This window comes from Amycolatopsis decaplanina DSM 44594 (genome assembly GCF_000342005.1).
Classification (GTDB): Bacteria; Actinomycetota; Actinomycetes; order Mycobacteriales; family Pseudonocardiaceae; genus Amycolatopsis; species Amycolatopsis decaplanina.
Window position 1 is genome coordinate 175949 of record NZ_AOHO01000019.1, and the last position, 21925, is coordinate 197873.

22 protein-coding genes are annotated in these 21925 nt (G+C 69.9%); 3 read left to right on the top strand and 19 right to left on the bottom strand.

Features of this window, described 5'->3' with window-relative positions:
* Nucleotides 1-37: 37 nt before the first annotated feature.
* The 18 genes from H074_RS02100 to H074_RS02180 all read right to left on the bottom strand — a co-directional run bounded on the left by H074_RS02100 (nucleotide 38) and on the right by H074_RS02180 (nucleotide 17850).
* On the bottom strand, nucleotides 38-1357 hold the full coding sequence (locus H074_RS02100) for an acyltransferase family protein (RefSeq protein ID WP_007028361.1): 1320 nt from the start codon (nucleotides 1355-1357) through the stop codon (nucleotides 38-40).
* Nucleotides 1358-1578: 221 nt separating this feature from the next.
* Nucleotides 1579-3249: a (2,3-dihydroxybenzoyl)adenylate synthase gene (locus tag H074_RS02105; protein WP_007028362.1), complete on the bottom strand. Its 1671-nt coding sequence runs from the start codon at nucleotides 3247-3249 to the stop codon at nucleotides 1579-1581.
* 23 nt (nucleotides 3250-3272) lie between these two features.
* Nucleotides 3273-6050, bottom strand: a complete 2778-nt coding sequence (locus H074_RS02110; protein WP_007028363.1) for a cytochrome P450 — start codon at nucleotides 6048-6050, stop codon at nucleotides 3273-3275.
* A 102-nt stretch (nucleotides 6051-6152) separates the two neighbouring features.
* The gene (locus tag H074_RS02115; RefSeq protein WP_007028364.1) at nucleotides 6153-6881 is read right to left on the bottom strand and encodes a class II aldolase/adducin family protein; all 729 of its coding nucleotides are present in this window, start codon (nucleotides 6879-6881) and stop codon (nucleotides 6153-6155) included.
* The gene (locus H074_RS41960; RefSeq protein WP_255431380.1) at nucleotides 6878-7000 is read right to left on the bottom strand and encodes a hypothetical protein; all 123 of its coding nucleotides are present in this window, start codon (nucleotides 6998-7000) and stop codon (nucleotides 6878-6880) included. Before H074_RS41960 ends, H074_RS02115 begins: the two co-directional genes overlap by 4 nt.
* Nucleotides 6997-7629, bottom strand: a complete 633-nt coding sequence (locus H074_RS02120) for a 2-hydroxychromene-2-carboxylate isomerase (RefSeq protein WP_007028365.1) — start codon at nucleotides 7627-7629, stop codon at nucleotides 6997-6999. The genes H074_RS41960 and H074_RS02120 overlap by 4 nt, the downstream gene beginning before the upstream one ends.
* Nucleotides 7626-8546 carry a thioesterase family protein gene (locus H074_RS02125; protein WP_007028366.1) on the bottom strand — a complete coding sequence of 307 codons (921 nt, stop codon included), beginning with the start codon at nucleotides 8544-8546 and terminating at the stop codon, nucleotides 7626-7628. The genes H074_RS02120 and H074_RS02125 overlap by 4 nt, the downstream gene beginning before the upstream one ends.
* Entirely contained in the window at nucleotides 8543-9340 is a 798-nt protein-coding gene (locus H074_RS02130; RefSeq protein ID WP_007028367.1) for an alpha/beta fold hydrolase, read from the bottom strand. Before H074_RS02130 ends, H074_RS02125 begins: the two co-directional genes overlap by 4 nt.
* On the bottom strand, nucleotides 9337-10179 hold the full coding sequence (locus tag H074_RS02135; RefSeq protein WP_007028368.1) for a beta-ketoacyl synthase N-terminal-like domain-containing protein: 843 nt from the start codon (nucleotides 10177-10179) through the stop codon (nucleotides 9337-9339). Before H074_RS02135 ends, H074_RS02130 begins: the two co-directional genes overlap by 4 nt.
* Nucleotides 10176-11291 (bottom strand): beta-ketoacyl synthase N-terminal-like domain-containing protein, encoded by a 1116-nt coding sequence (locus tag H074_RS02140; RefSeq protein WP_007028369.1) that lies wholly within the window; start codon nucleotides 11289-11291, stop codon nucleotides 10176-10178. The genes H074_RS02135 and H074_RS02140 overlap by 4 nt, the downstream gene beginning before the upstream one ends.
* Entirely contained in the window at nucleotides 11269-12381 is a 1113-nt protein-coding gene (locus H074_RS02145) for a beta-ketoacyl synthase N-terminal-like domain-containing protein (protein ID WP_007028370.1), read from the bottom strand. The genes H074_RS02140 and H074_RS02145 overlap by 23 nt, the downstream gene beginning before the upstream one ends.
* Complete coding sequence (locus tag H074_RS02150; RefSeq protein WP_007028371.1) at nucleotides 12378-13580, bottom strand: beta-ketoacyl-[acyl-carrier-protein] synthase family protein; 1203 nt, start codon at nucleotides 13578-13580, stop codon at nucleotides 12378-12380. The genes H074_RS02145 and H074_RS02150 overlap by 4 nt, the downstream gene beginning before the upstream one ends.
* 3 nt (nucleotides 13581-13583) lie before the next feature.
* On the bottom strand, nucleotides 13584-13838 hold the full coding sequence (locus H074_RS02155; RefSeq protein WP_007028372.1) for an acyl carrier protein: 255 nt from the start codon (nucleotides 13836-13838) through the stop codon (nucleotides 13584-13586).
* A gap of 34 nt (nucleotides 13839-13872) precedes the next feature.
* Nucleotides 13873-14337, bottom strand: a complete 465-nt coding sequence (locus H074_RS02160; RefSeq protein WP_007028373.1) for a 3-hydroxyacyl-ACP dehydratase FabZ family protein — start codon at nucleotides 14335-14337, stop codon at nucleotides 13873-13875.
* Nucleotides 14334-14720: an ApeI family dehydratase gene (locus H074_RS02165; protein ID WP_007028374.1), complete on the bottom strand. Its 387-nt coding sequence runs from the start codon at nucleotides 14718-14720 to the stop codon at nucleotides 14334-14336. Before H074_RS02165 ends, H074_RS02160 begins: the two co-directional genes overlap by 4 nt.
* The gene (gene fabG, locus H074_RS02170; protein ID WP_007028375.1) at nucleotides 14717-15457 is read right to left on the bottom strand and encodes a 3-oxoacyl-[acyl-carrier-protein] reductase; all 741 of its coding nucleotides are present in this window, start codon (nucleotides 15455-15457) and stop codon (nucleotides 14717-14719) included. The genes H074_RS02165 and fabG overlap by 4 nt, the downstream gene beginning before the upstream one ends.
* 39 nt (nucleotides 15458-15496) lie before the next feature.
* Entirely contained in the window at nucleotides 15497-16708 is a 1212-nt protein-coding gene (locus tag H074_RS02175; RefSeq protein WP_007028376.1) for a CaiB/BaiF CoA transferase family protein, read from the bottom strand.
* 2 nt (nucleotides 16709-16710) lie between these two features.
* Entirely contained in the window at nucleotides 16711-17850 is a 1140-nt protein-coding gene (locus tag H074_RS02180) for a steroid 3-ketoacyl-CoA thiolase (protein ID WP_007028377.1), read from the bottom strand.
* 169 nt (nucleotides 17851-18019) lie between these two features.
* On the opposite strand from H074_RS02180, the gene H074_RS02185 reads away from it, so the two are divergent.
* From H074_RS02185 to H074_RS02195, 3 genes are read left to right on the top strand one after another with little or no spacing between them, the layout of a single operon-like run.
* Nucleotides 18020-19177 (top strand): acyl-CoA dehydrogenase family protein, encoded by a 1158-nt coding sequence (locus H074_RS02185; protein ID WP_039921230.1) that lies wholly within the window; start codon nucleotides 18020-18022, stop codon nucleotides 19175-19177.
* A gap of 11 nt (nucleotides 19178-19188) precedes the next feature.
* Nucleotides 19189-20193, top strand: a complete 1005-nt coding sequence (locus tag H074_RS02190; RefSeq protein ID WP_007028379.1) for an acyl-CoA dehydrogenase family protein — start codon at nucleotides 19189-19191, stop codon at nucleotides 20191-20193.
* Nucleotides 20190-21284, top strand: a complete 1095-nt coding sequence (locus H074_RS02195; protein ID WP_007028380.1) for an LLM class flavin-dependent oxidoreductase — start codon at nucleotides 20190-20192, stop codon at nucleotides 21282-21284. Before H074_RS02190 ends, H074_RS02195 begins: the two co-directional genes overlap by 4 nt.
* A 203-nt stretch (nucleotides 21285-21487) precedes the next feature.
* Here H074_RS02195 and H074_RS02200 read toward each other — a convergent pair whose 3' ends face one another.
* Nucleotides 21488-21907 carry an enediyne antibiotic chromoprotein gene (locus tag H074_RS02200; RefSeq protein WP_007028381.1) on the bottom strand — a complete coding sequence of 140 codons (420 nt, stop codon included), beginning with the start codon at nucleotides 21905-21907 and terminating at the stop codon, nucleotides 21488-21490.
* Nucleotides 21908-21925 lie beyond the last annotated feature (18 nt).

Here is a 21925-nt window from a genome sequence, read left to right on the forward strand (position 1 = left end):
GTGGCGGACGCCAGGCCGACGGGTCCGATGGCAGGGACTACACCGGAACCGATTCCTCACGCTGCCGTGGGACAGCGGCCGCCTTGCGAGCGGCCCGGCGTTTGATGACCCGCTCACCCCAGTTCATCAAGGGGCGTTCCAACAGGTAGTACGAGATCGTCGACAGGATGATCGTGCCGACCAGGGTGACCAGCTGCAGCTCCCAGAACCCGGTACCGGCGCGGATCAGCATCAACGGCATCGGCTCCCCGTTGAAGTAGGCGTTCGGCTTCTGCAGGTAGAAGTGCATCACCGCGAACTGCCACAGGTAGACGCCGTAGGAGATCTTGCCGATGAACAGGATCACCCGGTTGGTGAACACGGCGCGGATCAGGCGCGATTCGGGTCCGGGCGCGACCATCGAGAGCAACAGGCTCGCCGAGAGAATGGCCAGGAGGCCGTAGAAGATCCCCAGTGCGGTGAGACTGTAGTAATCGTCCATGCCGATTTCACTGCCGGGGCGGGCACAGTTGATCAGGAGGCAGGTCAGCGCGATGCCCAGGAACAGGACGCGGTGGCGGCCGGCGAAGGTGAGCAGTTTGGGCGCCTCGCCCGGCGCGGCCTTCTGCAGCTCCAGCCAGATCGCGATGACCATGCCGATCGCGACCTCCGGCATCAGGCCCATCGGGTACCAGAACAGCGCACGGGTGCCGAGGCCGTTCATCTGCGAGTACAGCAGCCAGGCGATGCCGGCCGCGAACAGCACCGGCACGGGAAGCATCATCCGGTACGCCCGCGCCCGCGCGGTCTCACCGCGGGAGGCGAACTTGAAGGTCGCCCAGGCGAGCAACGGCAGCAGGAGGTAGAACTGCGCCATGTCCGGCACGGTCCAGGTGATCTCCATGCCGTTGCTCCAGCCGTCCCAGTCGTAGATGTGCAGCAGCGCCATCGGACGGAGGACGTCCCACACGCTGTCGACCTGCTGGAGGTTCAGCGCGATGAGGACCACGAAGTACATCACGTAGTACGCGGGGAGCAGGCGCAGCGCACGGCGGATGACCGTGCCTTCGCGTTTGCGCGGGGTTCCGTTGATGATCGACTTCGCGAACCCCTGGTAGACGAACATGCCCGTGAGCACGAAGAAGACGCCGGCGAAGATCTGCAAGCCACCGGTGAAGAACCCACCGACCGCGCTGGTCGAGGCGATCGTGCCGCCGAGTTCCTTGGTGCCCAGCACCCCCGCGATCATCGCGACGTGTGTGAAGAGCAGGGCCAGCGCGCAGACCCCGCGAAGGCCGTCGACGGCCAGATAGCGTTGTTTGGCCGGCTTTTCCGCGGCTGCGGGCGGCCCGCCTTTCCACGTTGCGGTAACGCTCATTGTGCGTCCTTTCTCCCAAAGCGATGGGGGTGAACCGCGTTCGAGCATTTCCACGTCACGCGGCGGAACCCAGGCCGGTAACCGGCTGCCCTGCAAGCTTCGCATCGCTGAACGGGTTCCGTCTTATTCCATTCTGCGAGCATTCGCGGCTTAAAAAATGCTCGTGAGTGGTAAGGACGGTTAGAACCGTCCTTACCACTCACGACGCGGGGAAAGCGGGGTCAGGCGGCTTCTTCTTCCAGCCGTCGCGCGATATCCGCCCGCAGCACCTTCTTGTCGATCTTCCCGATCGGGGTGCGCGGCATCGCGTCGACGATCACCAGACGCTCCGGCAGTTTGAACCGGGCCACCCCCGCCGTCTCCATGACGTCGATGACGTCCTGCAGTTCGACGGAAGTGCCGGGTGTCGGCACGACGTAGAGGCAGCCGCGCTCGCCGAGCACCGGGTCCGGCATCGCGACGGAGGCCGCCATCTCCACCGAATCGAGCTGGTAGGCGAAGGATTCGACCTCCTCGGCCGCGATCTTCTCACCACCGCGGTTGATCACGTCCTTGGTGCGCCCTTCGACGACGACGTAGCCGTCCGGGCGCAGCCGCACGACGTCGCCCGTGCGGTACCAGCCATCCGGGGTGAAGGCGCGCTCGTTGTGCTCGGGCGCGCGGTAGTAACCACGGATCGTGTACGGGCCGCGGGTGATCAGCTCGCCCTGTTCGTCCGGCGGGACGGGGTTCCCGTCGGGATCGACGACCCGAAGTTCGTCGGCCGGGTTGATCGGGCGGCCCTGGGTGTCGCAGGTGATGTCGAACGGGTCGTCCAGCCGGGTGAGGTTGGTCAGCCCCTCCGCCATCCCGTAGCCCTGCTGAAGTGTGCAGCCGAACACCGAGCTGATCTGGCGGACCAGCTGATCCTGCAGCCGCGCGGCGCCCAGGGTCAGCACCTCGAACGAGGACAGGTCGTGGTGCCGGTCGGCTTCGCGGCACTCGAGCCAGCGCACCACGATCGCCGGCACCACCGACGTCACCGTGGCACGCTCGGCTTCGATCGCGCCCAGCGAGTCACGGGGGGACGGCGACGGCGAGACGACCACCCGCCCGCCCGCCCACAGCACGCCGAGGATCGCGCTCAGCGGGTAGTTGTGCCCGAACGGCAGCACGGCGAGATACACCGACGAGGCGGTGAAACCGAACGCGTCCGCGGATCCGTCGACATAGCAGGCGTAATCGTCGTGGGTACGTGCGATGAGTTTCGGCAGGCCCGTGGTGCCGCCGGAAAGGATCAGCAGCGCGACCGAGCGCGGGTCGGGCGTCAGCGCGTCCAGTTCGGCGCGCGCCGCCACCGGATCCGAAGCCGGGGCGCACAGCGCGCGCAGGTCCACGTGCCCGTCGCGGGCGTTCCCGGCGACGATGACGTGCTCGATCGTCTCGGCACCGGCGGCGATCCCGGCCGCCAGTTCCTGATGGTCGAAGTCCTTGACGCGGTCCGGCACGGCGATCGCGCGCGCCTCGGACAGCTCGGCCAGATAGGACAGTTCGTGCCTGCGGTGCTGGATCAGCGCCATCACCGGGATCACGCCGAGCCGGAAGCACGCCAGCGTCAGCACGACGAACTCCCAGCCGTTGGGCAACTGCACCAGGAGCCGGTCGTCGGGCCGGAGTCCCAGTGCGCGCAAGCGCTGGGCGGCACCGTCCACACGGGACAGCAGTTCGGCGTAGGTCAGCCGGAAGTCGCCGTCGGTCAGCGCTTCCGCGTCCGGAGTCGCGTCGGCGGCGGCCACGAACCGCGAAGCGAGCGCCTGGCCCTTCCAGTGGCCTTCGGCGACGTAGCGCGCGACGAGGTCGGCGGGCCAGGGGACCGTTCCCGCACGGCTCGGCTGGACAGGTTTCGAGGGCACGACGGCCTCCCTTTCTCGTGGAATCATCCGAAGCGCGCGGGCATGGACTTGGCGCCGGAGACGAAGTTCGACTCCAGCCGGGTCACCGGTCCGGTCAGGCGCAGGCGGGACAGATGCGGCAGCAGTTCGGTCAGCAGCGTCGACATCTCCAGCCTGGCCAGATGCGCGCCGAGGCAGAAATGCGGGCCGATGCCGAAGGCCAGGTGGGGGTTGGGATCGCGGCCGAGATCGAGCCGGTCCGGGTCGGTGAACACGGCCGGGTCGCGGTTGGCCGAGGTGTAGTAGACGACGACCTTGTCGCCCTCGGCGATCGGCTGCCCGGCGATCTCCGTGTCCCGCACGGCGGTGCGGCGGAACTGCATGATCGGCGTGACCCAGCGGATCAGCTCGTCGACCGCGGTGGCCACCGGCACTTCGCCGGACACCAGCCTGTCGCGTTCGGCCGGGTTGTTCACCAGTGCCTCCAGCGAACCGGAGATCAGATGCCGGGTGGTCTCGTTGCCCGCGACCACCAGCAGCAGCCAGAAGCTGCAGAACTCCCGATCGCTCAGGTGTTTCCCGTCGACTTCGGCGTTGACCAGGCGGCTGATCAGGTCGCCGGTCGGGGTCTCGCGCCGGTTCAGGCCGAGCTTCATCGCGTAGGCGAACGCCTCGGCGAAGGTCCGGCGGTAGGCCTCGACGTCGCCACCGCCGAACTCCGGGTCGTCGAAGCCGACCAGCGCGTTGCTCCAGCGGTAGAGCAGGTGCCGGTCTTCCGGCGGGAACCCGAGCAGGTCGCACAGGACGAGAAGGGGCATCTCGGCGGCGAAGTCGGTGACGGCGTCGAACTCCCCGGCTGCGGTGACCTTCTCCACCAGCCGCCGGGCGTGCCCGGCGATGCTGTCGCTCAGCCCACGGACCGATTTGGGGGTGAACGCGGTCGCGACCAGACGGCGGATCCGGACGTGCTCGGGGCCGTCCATGCTGACCAGCAGCTGCCGGGTCTGCTTGAGGTCGCCCGGCGTGCGCGGGTCGGGCAGGAAGGCGCCCTTGGCCGCGGACGAGAACTCTTCGGGCCGCCGTGACACCGAGTAGACGTCGTCGTAGCGCGTCACCGCCCAGTAGCCGGAGCCGCGCTGGGTGGTGCTGCCGGCGCTGGAGTGCCTGGTCAGCAACGGTTCCGGGGTCCAGGCCACCGGTTCTGTCTCACGGCGACGGGCGAACTCCGCGTGCGGCACACCGTCGGCGAACGTCGCCGGATGGGCGATGTCGGGCCGCTCGATCCCGATCGCGGCGAAGCTCTCGCGCAGGACGTCCTTGCGGAGCTTGCCGGTCGCTTCACGGGGCAGGCGCGGGATGACGTGGTACGTCCTCGGTGTCTTGAACCCCGCCAAGGACTTGCGGCAGAACGGGTCCAGCACGGCGAACAGATCGTCAGGCGCGTCGGCGGTGACCTCGACGACGGCGGCCACCCGCTCGCCGAACTCGTCGTCGGGGACGCCGATCACCGCGACGTCCTGGACCACCGGATGGTTGAGCAGCACGGCCTCGATCTCGGCCGGGTAGACGTTGACCCCGCCGGAAACGATCATGTCCTGCGCGCGTCCCGTGAGGTAGAGGAAGCCGTCCTCGTCGAGATGACCGACGTCGCCGAAGGTGAAGGTGCCCGGCTCCAGATGCGCGGACCGCGTCTTCTCGGGGGCGTTGTGATACGAGAAGCTCTGACCTTTGACCCGCCGGACGAACACCTGCCCGGTCGCGCCGGGCGGTCGCGGCGTGCCGTCCTCGCCGAGGATCACGATCTCGTTCGGCGGGACCGCCTTACCGACACTGCCGGGGTGCGCGAGCCAGTCCCGCGAACCGGTAAGGGTGACCGCGCCGCCCTCGGTGGCGCCGTAGTACTCCGTCAGCACGGGGCCCCACCAGTCGATCATCCGGCGTTTGACTTCCGGCGAGCACGGACCTCCGCCGTGCCACACGCGGCCGAGGCTCGCCCCCGAGAACCGCTCACGGACCTCCGCGGGCAGCCGCAGCAGGCGGATGAACTGGGTGGGCACCAGATGCGCGGCGGTGATCCGCTCCCGGTCGATGATGTCCAAAGTGGACTCGGGATCGAAGGACCGGCGGATCACCAGCGTCGAGCCCAGCAACAGCCCGAGCAGCGAGAAGAACAGCTGGGACGAGTGGTACCAGGGCCCGTCGAGCAGGCACCGTTCGCGCGACGGGACGTCCAGGACGACGTTCGCGTACCGGGTCAGTTTCCCCACCCGGGAGAACGGCGCGCCGACGACGAAAAGGCCGTTCAACACCCCCTTGGGCGCGCCCGTGGTCCCCGACGTGTACAACATCGTGGCCCCGCAGGTCTGTCCCTCGGGTTCGGCCGCGGACATCCGGGCCAGCAACGGTTCCACCGCTTCGAACCCGGCCTCGTCCGAGGAACCGGTGACGAACAGCGTCGTGCACTCGCCGGTGGACCTGGCCACCGCGCGGCCGGCCGTCTCGGCGTACGAGGGCTCGACGACCAGGGCCTTGCTCCCGGAATCCGAGACGATGTAGGCGATTTCGGGATCGGTGAGGTGCCAGTTGACCGGCACCACGGTGATCCCGGAGTGCAGGCAGGCCAGCAGGACCTCGAAGGTCTCCCGGCGGTTGCCGAGCACGCAGGCCAGCCGGTCTCCTTCGCCGAGCCCGCGCTCGCGCAGCAGGGTGATCCAGCGGTTCACCCGCTCCCCCAGCAGACGCCAGCCGACCGCGCCCGCCTCGTCGACGATCGCGGTCCCGTCGCCGCCCTCGGTGATGTAGTCGTTCAGCAGAACCGGCATGACCTTCCCCTCAGTGTCCGTTGGTGAACCCGCGGTCGACGTCGGCAGGGCGTTCACGCGTCCGGCCGTTTTTCAGCTACCTCTTCAGCTCCGCCAACAGGCTCACTCCAGCAAATCCGGTTGGCGGCGCACGAGATCGGCGTACAGCGGCCGGAAGTTGAGCCGCCCCATCCCCGGCGTGCCGATGGTCGACGCGGTGTGCCGCGCGACCCCGGGCTCGATCGGCACGGGCTTCCCGGCCGCCTCCGCGAGCAACTGCACGTGACACGAGCTGTCCATGGTGGTGAACCACCAGGCCGCCTCCTGTACCGTGCCGCCGACCGTCAGCAGCCCGTGGTTGCGCAGGATCACCGCCTTGCCCGTGCCGAGCCGGACCGCGATCCGTTTGCCCTCGTCGGAATCCAGCACCACGCCGCCGAACTCGTCGAAGACCTCGTGGTCCTCGTAGAACGCGCACGCGTCCTGGGTGATCGGGTCGAGTTTGCGGCCGAGCGCCGCCCACGCGCGCCCGTAGGTGGAATGCGCGTGCGCGACCGCGACGACGTCGGGCCGCGCCGCGTGGACGTGCGAGTGGATGACGAACCCGGCCGGGTTGATCCTCCCGTCGCCCTCGACGATTTCGCCCCGGCTGTCGACCAGCAGCAGGTCGCTGACCCGGACATGTCCGAAGTGGACACCGAACGGGTTGATCCAGAACCTCTCCGGATCGCCGGGGTCGCGGGCGGTCACGTGCCCGCCCGCGCCCTCGTCGAAACCGCGCACCGCGAACAGCCGCATGGTCGCCGCCAGGCGTTGCTTGCGGTAGAGCCGTTCCTCTTCGACGGTCCTCATCCGCAGCCGCCCGGACTGTCCCAGTCGTAGGCGGCGCCCTCGTCCAGCAGCTCGGCGGGCACGCCGTACCACTGGTCGGTGGGCAGCTCCGTGACCGTGGCTTCCTGGTCCTCGCTCATGCCGCGCGCTCCTCTCGCACCGCCGGCCGCCAGACCCCGAGGAAAGCGTCCAGCCGGTCGAATCCCCAGAAGCGGTGGCGGCCCCACTTGAAGTAGGGGATGCCGAAGATGTCGTCGAGATAGGCCTGGTAGAGGCAGTCGACCCCTTCGGCGCGGATCTCCGGGTCGTCGACGGCGCCGACGGCCAGCTCCGGATCGAGCCCGGCCCGCTCGGCCGCGGCACGCACGATGTCGGGCTCGCAGATGTTGTCGCCGCGGCCCCAGCGCGCCTCGTTCAGCGCGTCGTAGAAAGGCCACTCGACACCCTCGCGGCGGGCACGCAGCCAGGCCAGGTGCGGCAGCTCCCACCACGGTTCGATGTCGATCGGCCAGGCCATCTTGCGGCCCTGCTGCTCGGCGATCCGTTTGGTGTCCATCAGCATGTACAGATGCTTCGCGCGGCTCATCTGCACGTAATGGAACTCGCCGCCGCGCTCGTCGAGGCCGGTGCCGGTCACCGTGTCCGGGTCCCAGTACGGGTAGCACTCCAGCTGTTCGAGGGCACCGGGCACCTCGTCACGCAGTTTGTTGATCGCGAGCCAGCTGTACGGGCTGCGCAGCGAGAAGTACAGCTTGGCGGGCCGGCTCACGTCCGGTCCCCGATCAGCGCGTGCACGACGCCCTCGTCCAGCTCGGCCATCCCGCCCGCGCCCGGTCCGGCCGCGATGGCGTAGCCGTGCAGGATCTGGGCGGTGGCGACCGGGATCAGCTCCTGTCCACGTTGGACGTAACAGTCCATGCGGCCGTCGAACATGACCCCGCGCAGGATGTCGGTCACGGTGAACACGGTGTGCACCGTCTCCTCCATCCGCGCGTCCTCCAGCAGCCGGACGCGGGCGCGGGAGACGACCGGGATCCACGCGCGTTCGGACAGCATGCGGCCGACGGAGATGCCGCGGTCGGCGAGGTACCGGTCGACGACCTCCTCCAGCGTCCGGACGAAGCCGGAGTGCTGGACGCGGTCTGAGTAGTGGCAGTAGAAGTACGGCGCCCGCCACGACCACAGGAACGCGCCCGGCGGCGCGGTCAGCACCGACTCGGCGGTCTCCCCCGCCGGGATCGCGATCCGCGCAGGAGTGGACTTCAGCGCCGGAACTTCCAGATGCGCCAAGGCCTCGGGAGCGGCCGCCCTGCTGTCGGCCGCGCGCTCGCGGACCAGCGCGACGGTGACCTTGCCGCGCAGCACGGTGACCTTCGCGCCGTCGCGGACCACCGAGAGCTGGACGTTCAGCTTGTCGCCGCGACCGGGGGTGACCTCGACCTCGACCTCGTCGTCGAGTTCCAGCACCGCGGGCAGCTGCACCGAGCAGTCCACGATCTCCGCGCCGAGACCGTGTTCGAGGAACAGGTCGCGCGCACTCGTGCCCTGGTCGCGCAGCCACTGCAGGACACCCTGCTCGACCAGGTACATGAAGTGCTTGAAACCGATCCAGGTGCGGATGTTGGCGCCCTCGAACGCGGGGCGGCCGTGCGTGACGGTCCGGCTTGGCCGCAGGACTGCGGTCATCGGAGTTCACCTACCTTCGGAAGAGTCCGGACGTCTTCGACGAGGCCGGTCACCTCGGCCGCGGCGTACCGGGCGTAGCGGACGTGGAAGAAGTGGTCGCCGCGGTCGAGCGTGTGCAGCGTCGCCCCCGGCATGCCGTCGGCGAGCGCACGCGCCGACTCGGCGGGCAGCGTCGGGTCCAGGCCGCCGACCAGCACCTTCGTCGGGATCTCGACGTTGCCGAGCTGGAGGTCGGCGCTCGCGGCGTAACGGTCGAACACCGCCGCGAAGCCGAGCGGCCCGGCGCGGTTCAGCGCGATCTTGACCATGCCCTCGACGACCTCGGGGTCCAAAGTGGCCGCTCGCCTCCCGAGCCTGGCGCGGACACCCTCCCCGACGTGCGCGGTGAACGTCTCGCGCGAACGCTCGAACATCCGCCAGGTCACCTCGTACCGGGGCAGGCGGTAGAAGGGGCAGAACAACGCCACCGACGAACCGACGCGCGGGTCGAGTGCGCACATCAGCTCCAGCGCGGCGTTGGCGCCGAACGAATGCGCCACGAGGACGTCCGGAGTGGCGCCGACCATGTCCAGACCGTCACCGAGCCACTCGCCGAAGGAGCGGTTGCGCCAGCGGAAGTCGTTGCCCGCCTTCCACGGCAGCTCCAGCGAGACGACCCGGTAACCCTGGTCGAGATGCGCGGCCAGCGGCGTCCAGCTCTTCCAGTGGCCCTCCATCCCGTGCGCGAACAGCACCAGCGGCGCACCGGGCCTGCCGGGCGAGATCGTGTGCGCCTTCACCGCCGAACCGTTCACCGGTACCCCATCTCATCGCTGTGCTCGGTGACGGTGACCGACGGCCCGCCGTCCGGACGCCGCGGGCCGATACCCACGCGGCCTTCGCCTTCCGCGACGGCGAAGTGAGCGGCGAGCGCGAGCTCCACGACGCCGTGCGCGCCGTAGAAGTCGCCCCACTGTTCCTTCACGTCGAAACCGCCGGGGCCGACCGTGCGCCGGGGCGGCGGTGCGGCCTCCGACGGGTCGACGTCGACGACGACCTGTCCGGCCTTTTCGCACCAGGGCTCGAGGATCACGCACGCGCTCCCCGCGCGCAGCGGCCCGTCGTGCAGGATCGAGGCGATCTCGTCCTCCGGCTCCGCCCCCACCAGCACCACCCGCGTGGCCCGGCCGGAGCGCAGCAGCAGGCTCGCCATCCGCAGGCCGGCGTGCCCGGCCGTGCTGCCGGAGCACAGCATCAGGTTGGGGCCGCCGAAGCCGAACCACAGCGCGACCGTGCTGGCCACGACGTTCGGCGACACGTTGGGCGCGTCGAGCACGCTCACCGCCCGGCCACCTCCCGCCTCGACCGCGCGCGTGACCTTCGCGACCGTTTCGACGTTGCCAAGGTTGCTGCACGCGACCACCGCGGTGCCGGTTTCGATCGGCCCGGTCGCCCGTTGTCCCGGTTCGAAGCCGAGCGCGCGATGGACCGCGCACAACGCCAGGCGAGTCGAGGGTTCCTTGTACAGCAGCCCTTTCCGCCCCAGGACGGTGGCGGCCTTCTCCGGCGTCGCACCGTCGAACTCCGGGACCCCGGGCAGATGCAGGCTCCAGCCGGTGAGCAGCAGCCGGGTTTCCCTGCCGCGGCTGGTCATGCCCGCTCCAGCAGCGTGACGGCGTTGACCCCGCCGAAACCGAACGCGTTGACCTGCACGAGATCCGGCCGTGCGGCGACCGCGTCGCCGATGACCAGTCGTAGTCCCGTTCCCTCATCGAGCGGATCGGTCAGGCCGGCGACAGCGGGAACCTGGCCGGAGGCGAAGATCCGCAGCGCGACATCCACGTTGACCAGTGCGGCGCTGCCGGAGGTGTGCCCCGTCGAGCCCTTGACGGCGGTGACGAGAGGGTTCCCACCGCCACCGAGGACGACCTTGCGCAGCGCGTCGCATTCGACCGGGTCGTTGAGCGCGGTGCCGGTCGCGTGCGCCACCACTATGTCCACATCGGACGGTGCGCGGCCCGCACGCGTGTAGGCGTCGGACATCGCGCGGGCGATGCCCTCGACGTCCGGCGCCGTGGCGTGGTAGGCGTCGCACGACAGCCCGGTCGCGGCGACCCGGCCGAGCACCGGGCCTTCCCAGTTCCCGGGCACGACGACGAGCACCGCCGCGCCCTCACCGAGGAGCACGCCGGTGCGCTCGCGGTCGAACGGGCGCACCCGCTCGGTCGGTTCCTCGGCGACCCGGCCGATCATGGCGAGCATCGACCGCGTCATCGCGTCGGCGGTGGCGACCACGACGGCTTCGTATTCGCCCAGTTCCAGGAGATCCTGCGCGAGCGCGAGCACGTGGCCGCCGGCACTGCACGCGTTGACGACCGTGGTCACGTCCGTGACACCGGGCAGTGCCGCCGCCACGACATCGGCGAAGTCCAGCCGATCGGCGGACGTGGTCTCGCCGGTGAGCGCCAGCCGTTCGACGGCGGACAGCTCACGCAGGCCCGTGCCGACGAGGACGGCGACCCGCTGCGTCGCGGTGTCCACACCGGACTGTTCGACGGCTTCCTTCAGGCATTCGGCCAGGAGCCGTCCAGCACGGAACGGCTCACCGTCCAAGTCGGCGTGGTAGCCGTAAGCCACATTCAGCTTTCCGGGATCACCGTACCGGAGCGGCGAGACGTCACAAGCGCCGCGGAGCAGGCCCTCGAACGTCTCCGCCCCCGAACCGAGGCAGGTGCGCACAGCGCTACCCGCGATCAGGACCGCCATCGGCGTACCTCCTCACGATGGCGGCGCCCACGGCACCGTCCGCGCCCCGCGCGGTGAGCAGGCTCAGCCCGCCGGGCCGGGCATCGCGCTCTTCGGCGAGCAGGACACCCAGCGCCACCGCACCGGAGGCCGCGTCGCATTCGCCGAACAGCCGCTTGACCATCACCCGTTCCGGGCTGTGGCCGAGCGCCCGGACGATGGGGCCGTACTCTCGGCGGTCGTCCTCGTCGACCTCGCCGGTGTACACAGTGGACACCTCGGACGCGTCGGCACCCGCCTTCGTCAGCACCCGGTGCACACACCCGGCGAGCGCGGTCTCGGCCGCGTCACCGCCGCCCGGCCCGTAGGCCGTGGCCACCGCGAGGACACCGGCGCGCCGCCGCGTCCCCGCCCACTCCGGGGTGTTCTCCTTGGCCAGCACGAACATCCCGGCCGCCTCGCCGGCGGCGACGACGTCGGTCGCCCCGGTCAGATGCGCCGACCACGCGCGGTGCGGGGTGAACTCCTCCACCGCGCCCGCGACGACGACGTCGACGTGGCCGCGCTCGATGGCGTTGCCCGCGTACCGCAGTACGTTGAGGAAACCGAGTGTGCCGCCCGCGATCGTGGTGTTCACCCCGCGGAGACCGAACCGGATGGCGACCTGCCCGGCGGCGCAGTTCATCACCGTGTTCGGGAACAGCATCGGGTTGACCAGGTACGGCTTCTCCTGCACGAGGGTCTCGCGGGTGTAGTCGCTGGTGGACTTGAAGCTGCCCAGCGAAGTCCCGAGCACCACGCCCATCCGCGGGCGGGCCTCGTCGTCGAGTGCCACCCCGGCCTCGCGCAACGCCTCCTGGCAGCACACCACGGCGAGCCCGGTGGCGCGGTCGTAGGTGCTGGTTCCCTTACGCCCCAGATGTTCCCGGGGACTGAAGCTCTGAAGCACGTGCCCGCTCGTCGCGGGCAGCGGCTCTTCGTAGAGATCGCCGATATCCTGGCCCTTCTCGACCTGACCCGCCTCGGCCAGCGCGAGCCGCTTCGCCAGTGCGTCCACGCCGACGCCCGCGGAGGTCAGCGCGCTCCAGCCGGTCACCACCACACCGCTCATTCTGGCGCTCCCAACATCACGATGGCGTTGTTGCCACCGAAGGCGAAACCGTCGTTCTGGACCACCCGCACGTTCGCCGGGCGGGCCGCGTTCGGCACCGGGTCGACACCCAGTTCCGGATCCGCGGTGGTCCAGTTGACCGTGGGCGGCAGGAAACCGCGGTCGATCGCGATGGTCGAGGCGATCGCCCCGAACCCGCAGGCCGCGCCCATGGTGTGACCGAGCATCGATTTGATCGAGCTGATCGGCGGCGGGCGCTCGCCGAAGACCTCAATCACGGCCTTGCTCTCGACCAGGTCGTTCACCTGCGTGCCGGTGCCGTGCGCGCAGATGTAGTCCACATCGGACGGTGAGATCCCGGAGTTGCGGTGCGCGATGCGCATGCATTCCGCGACCGTCGGCGCGTCCGGTGTGACCGGGTGGATGGCGTCGCAGTTGACGCCGTACCCGAGCAGTTCCGCGTAGATCGTGGCGCCCCGTTTCCTGGCGTGATCCAGGGTTTCCAGCGCCAGCACGGCACCACCCTCACCGGTGAGGATGCCCGCGCGGTTCTTGTCGAACGGGGTGCAGGCGTCCTTCGCCAGCGCGCCGAGCCGGAAGAACCCGGCGTGCGCCCAGCGGCACACCGAATCGGCGCCGCCGGCGAAGACGACGTCGGCCTCGCCGCCGGCCAGCAGGTCGTAGGCGTAGCCGATCGCGTAGTTGCTCGCCGAGCAGGCGGTCGCGATGGTCAGCGACTCGCCGTACAACCCCAGCTCCTCGCTGACCGCGTTCGCCAGCCGGTTGGCGGGCAGCTGGGTCAGCAGGGCCGGGTCCTGCGCGGCGAAACCGCCGTCGATGATCTGCTCGGTGAGCGCCTCCGCGACCGCGGACTCACCGCTGGTGGTGCCCATGATCGCGTGGGCACGTCCCGGCGTCACCGACGCCAGGTCGAGCCGGGCGTCGGCGACGGCCAGCCGTGCGGCACTGGCCGCGAACTGGCTGGACCGCCCCCACCGCGCGGGGTCGACCCGGCGGAGATGGGCGCCCGGATCGAAGGTCTGGACCTCGCCCGCGTTCCGGTGCGGGAACCCGGCCGGGTCGAAGCTGGTGATGGGCGAGATCCCGGATCGGCCGGTGCGGAGCGCCTCGGCGAACGCGGCGATCCCGATCCCGATGCTCGACACCGGGCCGACCCCGGTCACGACAACGCGGGCCACGGTTCATCCCTTCTTGACGGAGTGCCGGATCAGGGCGTCGTTGACCGCCCTGAGCGTGCGCAGCTCGGGCAGTTCGGCCTGCGGGATCTCGATCTTGTACTGCTTGTCGATCCGGGCGAGGATCTCGATGGCGCGCAGGGAGTCGGCCTCGTAGTCGTCGATGAAGTCCCCGTTGTCCTCCAGTTCCTCGGGCTCGAGCTCGAGCACCTCGGCGACCAGCTCACGGAGCTCCTCGAGCTGGGTGTCGGTCTGCGTCATGACGATCCTCCGGTTTCGTTTTCCCGTGCGGTTCTCACGCCGCGGGCCGTACAGGGCGCCGCGTCGCGGTCAGGGTGGTGACGGTGGCGATCAGGCGATCCCCGACCCAGGTCCGGCCGGTGGCGAAGGCCGTGTCGGCCAGCACCGACTCCAGGCGGACCTCGTGGCGGAGCACGTCACCAGGGCGGGCGGCACCCGTGAACCGATAGTCACGGGCACCGATGAACATCAACGTCGTGTCGTCGTCCTCGACCGGCGCGCGGCCGTCGAGCCAGAGGAGCGCGGCGCTCTGCCCGAACGACTCGATCATCAGCGACTTCGGGTAGTCGTACCGGCTCGCCGGGGCGCCGTCGGGAATCCCCGCGTAGCACGGCTCGGTACCGGTGACCGCCTTGATCGTCACGATCGATTCGCCGGGGACAAGCTCCAGCACGCGGTCCACCAGCAGCAGCGGATACCGCTGCGGGAGCAGGACCCGGACGTCGTGGTGCTCGGTCATTCCGCGTCCTCCTCGAAGCCGGCGCGGATCTTGGCCGTCGTCGTCTCGCCGAGGACGGCCTTGCCGGTGACGTCCCAGCCCTCCGGGGTGCGCTTCGCGGTGGCCGTGAGGACCATGCGGTCGCCGTCGAGCACCGGGGCGAGGAAGCGGACGGACCGGACGGTGCGCAGCCGGGCGTTCGCGGCCTCCCGCATCGCCTGTTCCAGCGTCTCGATGACGAAGACGCCGGGGTACACGGCCTGGCCGGGGAAATGCCCGCGCAGGTTGGGTTCCTTGCCGTCCACGGTGATCTGGGCGACCAGCTCGAGGTCGTCCCCGCACGCACGGACGTCCAGCAGGTCGATCGCCCGCAGCGGCGCGGCGAAGGCGGGAATCCCGGTCACAGCGTGATCCCCCCGTCGACCTGCAGCACCTGTCCGGTGATGTAGGAGGCGCGGTCGGAGACCAGGAACGCGACCAGTTCGGCGACGTCCTCACCGGTGCCGAACCGCTTGGCCGGGATCTGGCTCAGTGCCTTGGCGCGCTGCTTGTCGCCGAGGGAACCGGTCATGTCGGTCTCGATGAACCCGGGCGCGACGACGTTGACCCGGACACCGTGCCCGGCCACTTCCTTGGCCAGCGACTTGCTGAAGCCGATGATCCCGGCCTTGCTGGCGGAGTAGGCGGTCTGACCGGCGTGGCCGTAGACGCCGGCGACCGAGGACATGTTGACCACGACGCCGCCGCGGTTCTTCATGAACCGGAAGGCCATGGCGCGGCAGAAGTTCCAGGTGCCGGTGAGGTTCGTGTCGAGCACCGCGTGCCAGTCCTCGGCGTTGGCGAGCACCAGCGGGCTGTCCTTGGTGATGCCGGCGTTGTTGATCAGCAGATCGATCGGGCCGAGCTTCTCTTCGGCGTCCTTGACGAATCGTTCGACGGCTTCGGAATCGGCGACATCGCATTCCGCGAAATAGGAGGGAACGCCGATCGCGGCGATGTCCTCTTCGGTTTCCGCCGACGCGTCGCTCGCTTTCGAAAAACATCCCGCGACGGCGTAGCCCTCCTGGGCCAGCCGCAGCGCCACGGCCCGGCCGATCCCTCGTGAAGCCCCGGTGATCAGGGCCCGGTGGTGCTCCGCCACGACGCCTCCTCGTTTTTTGCGGCACAATTTGTTTCCATTTTAAGAAACGCGGCGCAAACTGTTCTTCTCATCGTTTGCCGCGAGCTCGGCGAGCACTTCGGCGGTGTCCGCGCCCGGCCGCGGCGCACCTCGGCGGACCTTCGTCGGAGTGCGGGAGAACTTCACCGCGGGCCCGACGATCGGCGCGGTGGATCCGTTGCTCAGCACCGTTTCCTGCAACATCGCCCGCGCCTTGACGTGCTCGTCGGCGACGGCTTCGGTGAGCGTGCGCACCGGCGCCGCGACGAGCCCGTGGCCGTTCAGCACTTCGAGCGCCTCGGCGAGCGGACGGCCGGCGCACCAGCCCGAGATGACCGCGTTGACCGCGTCCCGGTTCGCCAGCCTTTCGGCGGCCGTGCCGAATCCTTCGGCACGGCCGAGTTCCGGCCTGCCGATGATCTCGGCGAGCGCGCGCCAATGCCGGTTGATCGCGACGGCGAGGTACAGGTGTCCGTCCGCGCATGCGTAGACGTTTGCGGGGACGACGAAATCGGTCTCGTTGCCAAGCCGCTGCGGCGGGGTGCCGGTCGCGGCGAGGGTCGGCAGGCCGCTGCTGCAGGCGAGCAGGCAGTCCACCATGGACACGTCGACGTGCTGCCCTTCGCCGGTCCGGTTCCGGTGTGCCAGCGCGGCGAGGCCGCCGATCGCCGCGTGCAGGCCCGCCAGCTCGTCGGCGAGGAACGTCGGGGCGCGCACCGGCGGGCCTTCCGGCAAGCCGTTCAGCGACATCCAGCCCGCCGCGGCCTGGATCGCGGGGTCGTAGGCGGGCAGATGCGATTTCGGGCCGTACTGCCCGAAACCGGACACCGACACGAAAACGATGTCTTCGCGCACCGCCCGGCAGGCCTCGTACCCGGCGCCCCAGCCGTCCAGCGTGCCGGGCTTGTAGTTCTCGACCAAGATGTCCGCGTGGGCCACCAGTTCCAGGAACCGAGCGCGGCCGGTGTCGTCGCGCAGGTCCAGCCCGGCGCTGCGTTTGTTGCGGTGCACGGTTTCCCGGAACCACGACAGCCCGGTGCCGGGGATGTTCGGCGGCACGTCGCCGTCGTGGCCGTCGGCGAGCTCGATCCGGACCACGTCGGCCCCCATGTCCGCCATGACGCAGGTGGCGAGCGGGCCGGACCAGACCTTGGTCACGTCCAGGACGCGCACACCTTCCAGCGGGCCGATCGATCCCGCTCGCGCCCGTCGGAAGAAGTCTTCTGCACGCATGGTCAAAGCCTTTCCAGCAGCGAGGCGGTGCCGAGCGAACCGCCGCAGCACATGGTGATCAGCGCGGTCGAGGTGTCGGTGCGCTCGAGTTCGTGCAACGCCGTCACGAGCAGCCTGGTCCCGGTCGCGCCCAGCGGGTGGCCGAGTGCGATGGCTCCGCCGTTGACGTTGACGCGGTCGATGTCCGCGCCGTGTGCTTTGGCCCAGTTCAGCACCACCCCGGCGAAGGCCTCGTTCACCTCACAGATGTCCACATCGGACAGTCGCCGTCCTGTCTTGCGCAGGATCCGTTCGGTGGCGACCACCGGCCCGTCGAGCAGGTAGTACGGATCCGCGCCGGTGACGACCTGGCCGGCCAGCCGCGCCCGCGGGGTCAGGCCGAGCGCGCGGGCCTTCCCGTACGACATCCAGAGGATGGCGGCGGCGCCGTCGGAGATCTGCGACGTCGACCCGGCGGTGTGCACCGCGCCTTCGACGTTGGGCCGCAACGCGGCGAGACCTTCGAGGGTGGTGTCGCGGACGCCTTCGTCGCGAGTGACCGAACCGACCGGGGAGACTTCGCGGTCGAACCGGCCCTCCTCGCACGCCCGTGCCGCGCGCTGCTGGGAAAGCAGGCCGTAGTCGTCGGCGTCCGCGCGCCCGATGCCTTCGCGTGCGGCGATCCGCTCGGCGCCGCCGAACTGCGCCTTCGGCGGGTCGTCCCACGGATAGTCACGCGTCTTGTAGTGCCCGGGGCCCTGGTAGAGGTTCGTCCCGATCGGCACCCTGCTCATCGACTCGACGCCGCAGGCGATCCCGGTGTCGATGGCGTCCGCGGCGATGAGCGCGGAGATCAGGTGGTTGGCCTGCTGGGCCGAGCCACACGAAACGTCCACTGTGGAGCAACCGACCGCCGGGTCGTGGCCGGAGTTGAGCCAGGCGTTGCGGGTGACGTTGAGGCTCTGTTCGCCGGATTGGGTCACGCAGCCGCCGATGATCTGCTCGACGTCGCCGGGTTCGATGCCGGCGCGGGCGATGACCTCGAGCTGGACGTGCCGCATCAGCTCGACGGCCTTGAGCCCGGCGAGCACCCCGCCGCGTTTGCCGATCGGGGTGCGGACGGCGGAGACGATGACCGGGGTCCGGTCGTTCAGCGCGGCCACGGGCGGGTACCTGCCTCTCCACCGGACGCGGTGCCCGGCCTCCCCATCGTGGTGTGGTCCCCGACGGGGGAACGTCTCACGGATTGCGGTGCCCACCGGGGGTTCTCCGTAGTTGCGGGAATGGCTCGCGCACCCCCTCACGATCATCGACGCTGGTTATGGTGCCTACATGCGGCTGGACGACAGCGAAGATCAAGCGGCATTCCGGGTGGGCCTCAGAGCTTGGCTCGCCGAGCAGTTACCCGAAGCCACGCCGAGCGCGCCTCGCGCGTGGTCCGCCGACGAATTGCGCGCCTGGAGCAAGGCGTTGCACGCGGCCGGATACGCCGGTCTGACCTGGCCCGCCGAACACGGCGGTCGCGGGCTTTCTCCTTCGTATCAAGCCATCTACGCCGAGGAGAGCGCGCTGGCCGAGGCGCCGGATCACGCCGGGGTGATCGGGCTCGGCATGGTCGGCCCCGCGATCGTCCACTATGGAACGGACGCGCAGAAGGCCGAGCACCTCCCCCGGATCCTTTCCGGGGAAACGATCTTCTGCCAAGGCTTCTCCGAACCGGACGCCGGTTCGGACCTCGCTTCGGTGCGCACCCGGGCCCGCCGCACCGGCGGTGGCTACGTCGTCGACGGCGAAAAGGTCTGGTCCTCCTACGCGCATTTGGCCGACCACTGCCTGTTGCTCGCCCGCACCGATCCGGACGCGGCCAAACACCGCGGACTGACCTGTTTCCTGCTCGACATGCGCGCACCCGGTGTCGAAGTCCGGCCGCTGCGCCAGCTGTCGGGCGACACCGACTTCAACCAGATCCTGCTGACCGGCGTCGAAATCCCCGACCACTGCGTACTCGGCGAACCGGGACAGGGCTGGCGGGTCGCGCTGACCACCCTCGCGCACGAGCGCGGCACGTTCGGCATCACCCTCACCGCGCGGCTGTCCGTCCAGCTCGACAGGCTGGTCAAGACCGCCAAGGCCTGCGGAGGCGACACCGACCCGCGGGTCCGCACCGAAATCGCCGAGCTGTACGTCGACCTGCAGGGCCTGCGGTTCACCGGATACCGCGCGCTGGCCGCGATGGAGCGGACCGGCGAACCCGGACCGGAGAGCTCGATCCTGAAACTGCGCTGGTCACAGGCGAACCAGCGGGTGAGCGCCCTCGCGCTGCGGCTGCTCGGCGCGGGCGCGGCGGCCGACGGAACCGACGCCTTCTGGGGCGGCTACTGGCAGCACCAGCGGCTGCGCAGCCGGGCCAACAGCATCGAAGGCGGAACGTCGGAGATCCTGCGCGGCATCGTCGCGGAGCGGGTCCTCGGCCTGCCGAAATCACGATAGGGGCCAATCCGATGGACTTCGCGTTGACCGAGGATCAGACCGCGCTCAAGACCGCTGCCCGCACCTACCTCGAGGACACGTACGGCCTCGAGCGGATCGCGGCGCTGGCCGACGACGGCCAGAATGACCTCTCCGCCTGGCCCGAGCTGGTCCGGCAAGGTTGGCTGGATCCGGACCTCGACCTGGCCGAACTCGTCCTGCTGGCCGAGGAAGGCGGCCGGGCGCTGCATCCGGTGCCCTGGTTCGCCACGGCCGGGCTCGCCCTGCCGGTGTACCGGGCCGCGGGTGTCGAACCGCCCGGTCCGGCGACGCTCGCCGACGGCACCGGCACCTGCCGCGCGTCACGCCGCGACGGTGGCTGGCGGCTGGACGGCGCGGTACAGGCGGTCCTGCACGCCGACGTCGCCACGGAGATCGTGGTCGCCGCCCGTACCCCGGCCGGGGTAGCGCTGTTCGGTGTCGACCCCACCGTTGCTTCGCTGTCCGCTCGCGCCGGCGTCGACCCACTCCGGACGACGTCGGACGTCGCACTGGCCGGGGCCGAGGGCAGGCTGCTCGTCGGGCCGCCTTCCGCCACGCCCCTGCTCACCGCGATCCACAGCCGGGCGACGACCCTGCTCGCGGGCGAGGCCATCGGCGTCGCCGACCGGGCGTTGGCGATCGCCGTCGAGCACGCGAAGACGCGGGCCCAGTTCGACCGTCCCATCGGTTCGTTCCAGGCGGTGAGCCAGCAGCTCGCCGACGGCTACGCCGAGGTCGAGCTCGCGCGTTCGCTGGCCTACCGCGCCGCGTCCGGTGCGGCCGCCTCGACGGAAGCGGTCGCGTGCGCGGCGCACGCCGCGAGCCGGGCGGCGATCTCCGTCTGCGAGACGGCGATCCAGGTCTGCGGCGGGATGGGCGTCACCTGGGAATTCCCGCTGCACCGCTGGTTCCGGCGCGCGCTGTGGCTGGAGGCTGAACTCGCCTCGGGACCGCTGGAAGCGATCGCGCACTCACTGTTCGGGGAGCACTCATGAGCCTGCAACTGCACTGGTTCCTGCCGTCACACGGCGACGGACGGGAGATCGCCAAGACCGCCGACGGTGTCGCGGCCCCCGGCGCCCGCCGCGAACCGGACCTCGAATACCTGACCCAGGTCGCGCTCGCCGCGGACCGCTTCGGGTTCACCGGGATGCTCACGCCGTTCGGGTTGTTTTGCGAGGACCCGTGGGTCGTGGCTTCGGCGCTCGCGGGCGTGACCCGGTCGGTGAAGTTCATGATCGCGCTGCGGCCGGGGTTCATCTCGCCGCTGCTGGCCGCGCAGACCGCGGCGACGTTCCAGCGCGTCTCCGATTCTCGGCTGCTGCTGAACATCGTGACCGGCGGGGACCCCGACGAGCAGCGCCGCTACGGCGACTGGCTCGACCACGACCAGCGGTACGCGCGCACCGGCGAGTTCATGGATGTCTTCCGGCAGGCTTGGCCGGGATCGAGGTTCGACTTCTCCGGCGAGCACTACACCTTGAAGGCCGGGATGGTCGCGCGGCCGCATCCGGTACGCCCGACCTTGTTCCTCGGTGGTTCTTCGTCGGCCGCGCTGGACGTCGCGGCCGCGCAGGCGGACGTGCTGCTGATGTGGGGCGAAACGCCGTCGGCGATGGCCTCGCACCTCGCCCGGTCGCGGGAACGAGCGGAGGCCTTAGGGCGTTCACTGCGCTTCGGCACGCGATTCCACGTGATCAGCCGGGACACCTCGGCCGAAGCGTGGAAGGTGGCCGACCAGCTGCTCGCCGGGATGGACCCGGCCAGGATCCGGCAGGCGCAGGAACGGTTCGCCGCCACCGAATCCGAGGGCCAGCGGCGGATGGCCGCACTGCACGCCGGCCGCACCGACTCCCTGGAGATCCACCCCAACGTCTGGGCGGGCTACGGCCTGGTGCGTCCCGGCGTCGGCACGGCACTGGTGGGCAGCCACGAAGAAGTGGCCGAACGGATCGAGGAGTATCACGCCCTCGGCCTCGACCACCTGATCCTTTCCGCCCAGCCGCATCTCGAAGAGGCCTACACGTTCGGCGAAGGCGTTATGCCGCTGCTGCGCAAACGGGGCCTGATCGCTGAAACGCTCTGAGGTTCCGTGCTCGTTGGCGTGATTCGCGTGCTCGGAGACGGAACTCACGTGCTTGGAGCCGGAACACGCGAGTTCCGGCTCCAAGCACGCGAGATCCGGCTGGAAGCACGCGAGTTCCGCAATTACGACACCTGAAGTACTCTTACTCGGCGATGAAGGAATTGGGACACGCGACGTCCCAATTCCTTCATCGCCGTCGAGCGTCAGCTGAAGCTGATGATCACACCGCCACCGTTGCCGGCGGAGTCACCGAGGCCGACGACACAGGTGATGGCCTTGCAGTCCACCGCGCCGTAGCTGCTGCCGTCGGGCAGGACGCCGGTGAAGTTCTTCTGCACGGTGACCGAGGCCGAAATCTTCCCGGACGCGTCAGCGACCAGCGACTGCTGCGTAGGGCTGCAAGGGAACTGCCCCGCCGCGTCCTGGGCGCACTCGCCGACGCGATAGGTCCCGCCCGGCGTCAGGCCGGTTCCGGTCACCTGGACCACCGCACCGTCCGACAGCCCCGACGACGGCGTGACCGTGACGGCCGCGGCGGCCGAGGCCCCCGGGGCGACGACGGCCAGCAGGCCGAGAGCGGCGATGGCGGAACCGGCGAACTTGGCGGCAAGCTTTGCGGACACAGTAATCACTCCGATTCA

Bases quoted from the DNA above. Each gene is read 5' to 3' on its own strand.
- H074_RS02100 (WP_007028361.1), bottom strand. From the start codon at position 1,357: ATGAGCGTTACCGCAACGTGGAAAGGCGGGCCGCCCGCAGCCGCGGAA.
- H074_RS02160 (WP_007028373.1), bottom strand. From the start codon at position 14,337: ATGACCGAGCACCACGACGTCCGGGTCCTGCTCCCGCAGCGGTATCCG.
- H074_RS02125 (WP_007028366.1), bottom strand. From the start codon at position 8,546: ATGACCGCAGTCCTGCGGCCAAGCCGGACCGTCACGCACGGCCGCCCC.
- H074_RS02140 (WP_007028369.1), bottom strand. From the start codon at position 11,291: ATGGCGGTCCTGATCGCGGGTAGCGCTGTGCGCACCTGCCTCGGTTCG.
- H074_RS02145 (WP_007028370.1), bottom strand. From the start codon at position 12,381: ATGAGCGGTGTGGTGGTGACCGGCTGGAGCGCGCTGACCTCCGCGGGC.
- H074_RS02110 (WP_007028363.1), bottom strand. From the start codon at position 6,050: ATGCCGGTTCTGCTGAACGACTACATCACCGAGGGCGGCGACGGGACC.
- H074_RS02185 (WP_039921230.1), top strand. From the start codon at position 18,020: ATGCGGCTGGACGACAGCGAAGATCAAGCGGCATTCCGGGTGGGCCTC.
- H074_RS02135 (WP_007028368.1), bottom strand. From the start codon at position 10,179: ATGACCAGCCGCGGCAGGGAAACCCGGCTGCTGCTCACCGGCTGGAGC.
- H074_RS02155 (WP_007028372.1), bottom strand. From the start codon at position 13,838: ATGACGCAGACCGACACCCAGCTCGAGGAGCTCCGTGAGCTGGTCGCC.
- H074_RS02115 (WP_007028364.1), bottom strand. From the start codon at position 6,881: ATGAGGACCGTCGAAGAGGAACGGCTCTACCGCAAGCAACGCCTGGCG.
- H074_RS41960 (WP_255431380.1), bottom strand. From the start codon at position 7,000: ATGAGCGAGGACCAGGAAGCCACGGTCACGGAGCTGCCCACCGACCAG.
- H074_RS02175 (WP_007028376.1), bottom strand. From the start codon at position 16,708: ATGCGTGCAGAAGACTTCTTCCGACGGGCGCGAGCGGGATCGATCGGC.
- H074_RS02195 (WP_007028380.1), top strand. From the start codon at position 20,190: ATGAGCCTGCAACTGCACTGGTTCCTGCCGTCACACGGCGACGGACGG.
- H074_RS02190 (WP_007028379.1), top strand. From the start codon at position 19,189: ATGGACTTCGCGTTGACCGAGGATCAGACCGCGCTCAAGACCGCTGCC.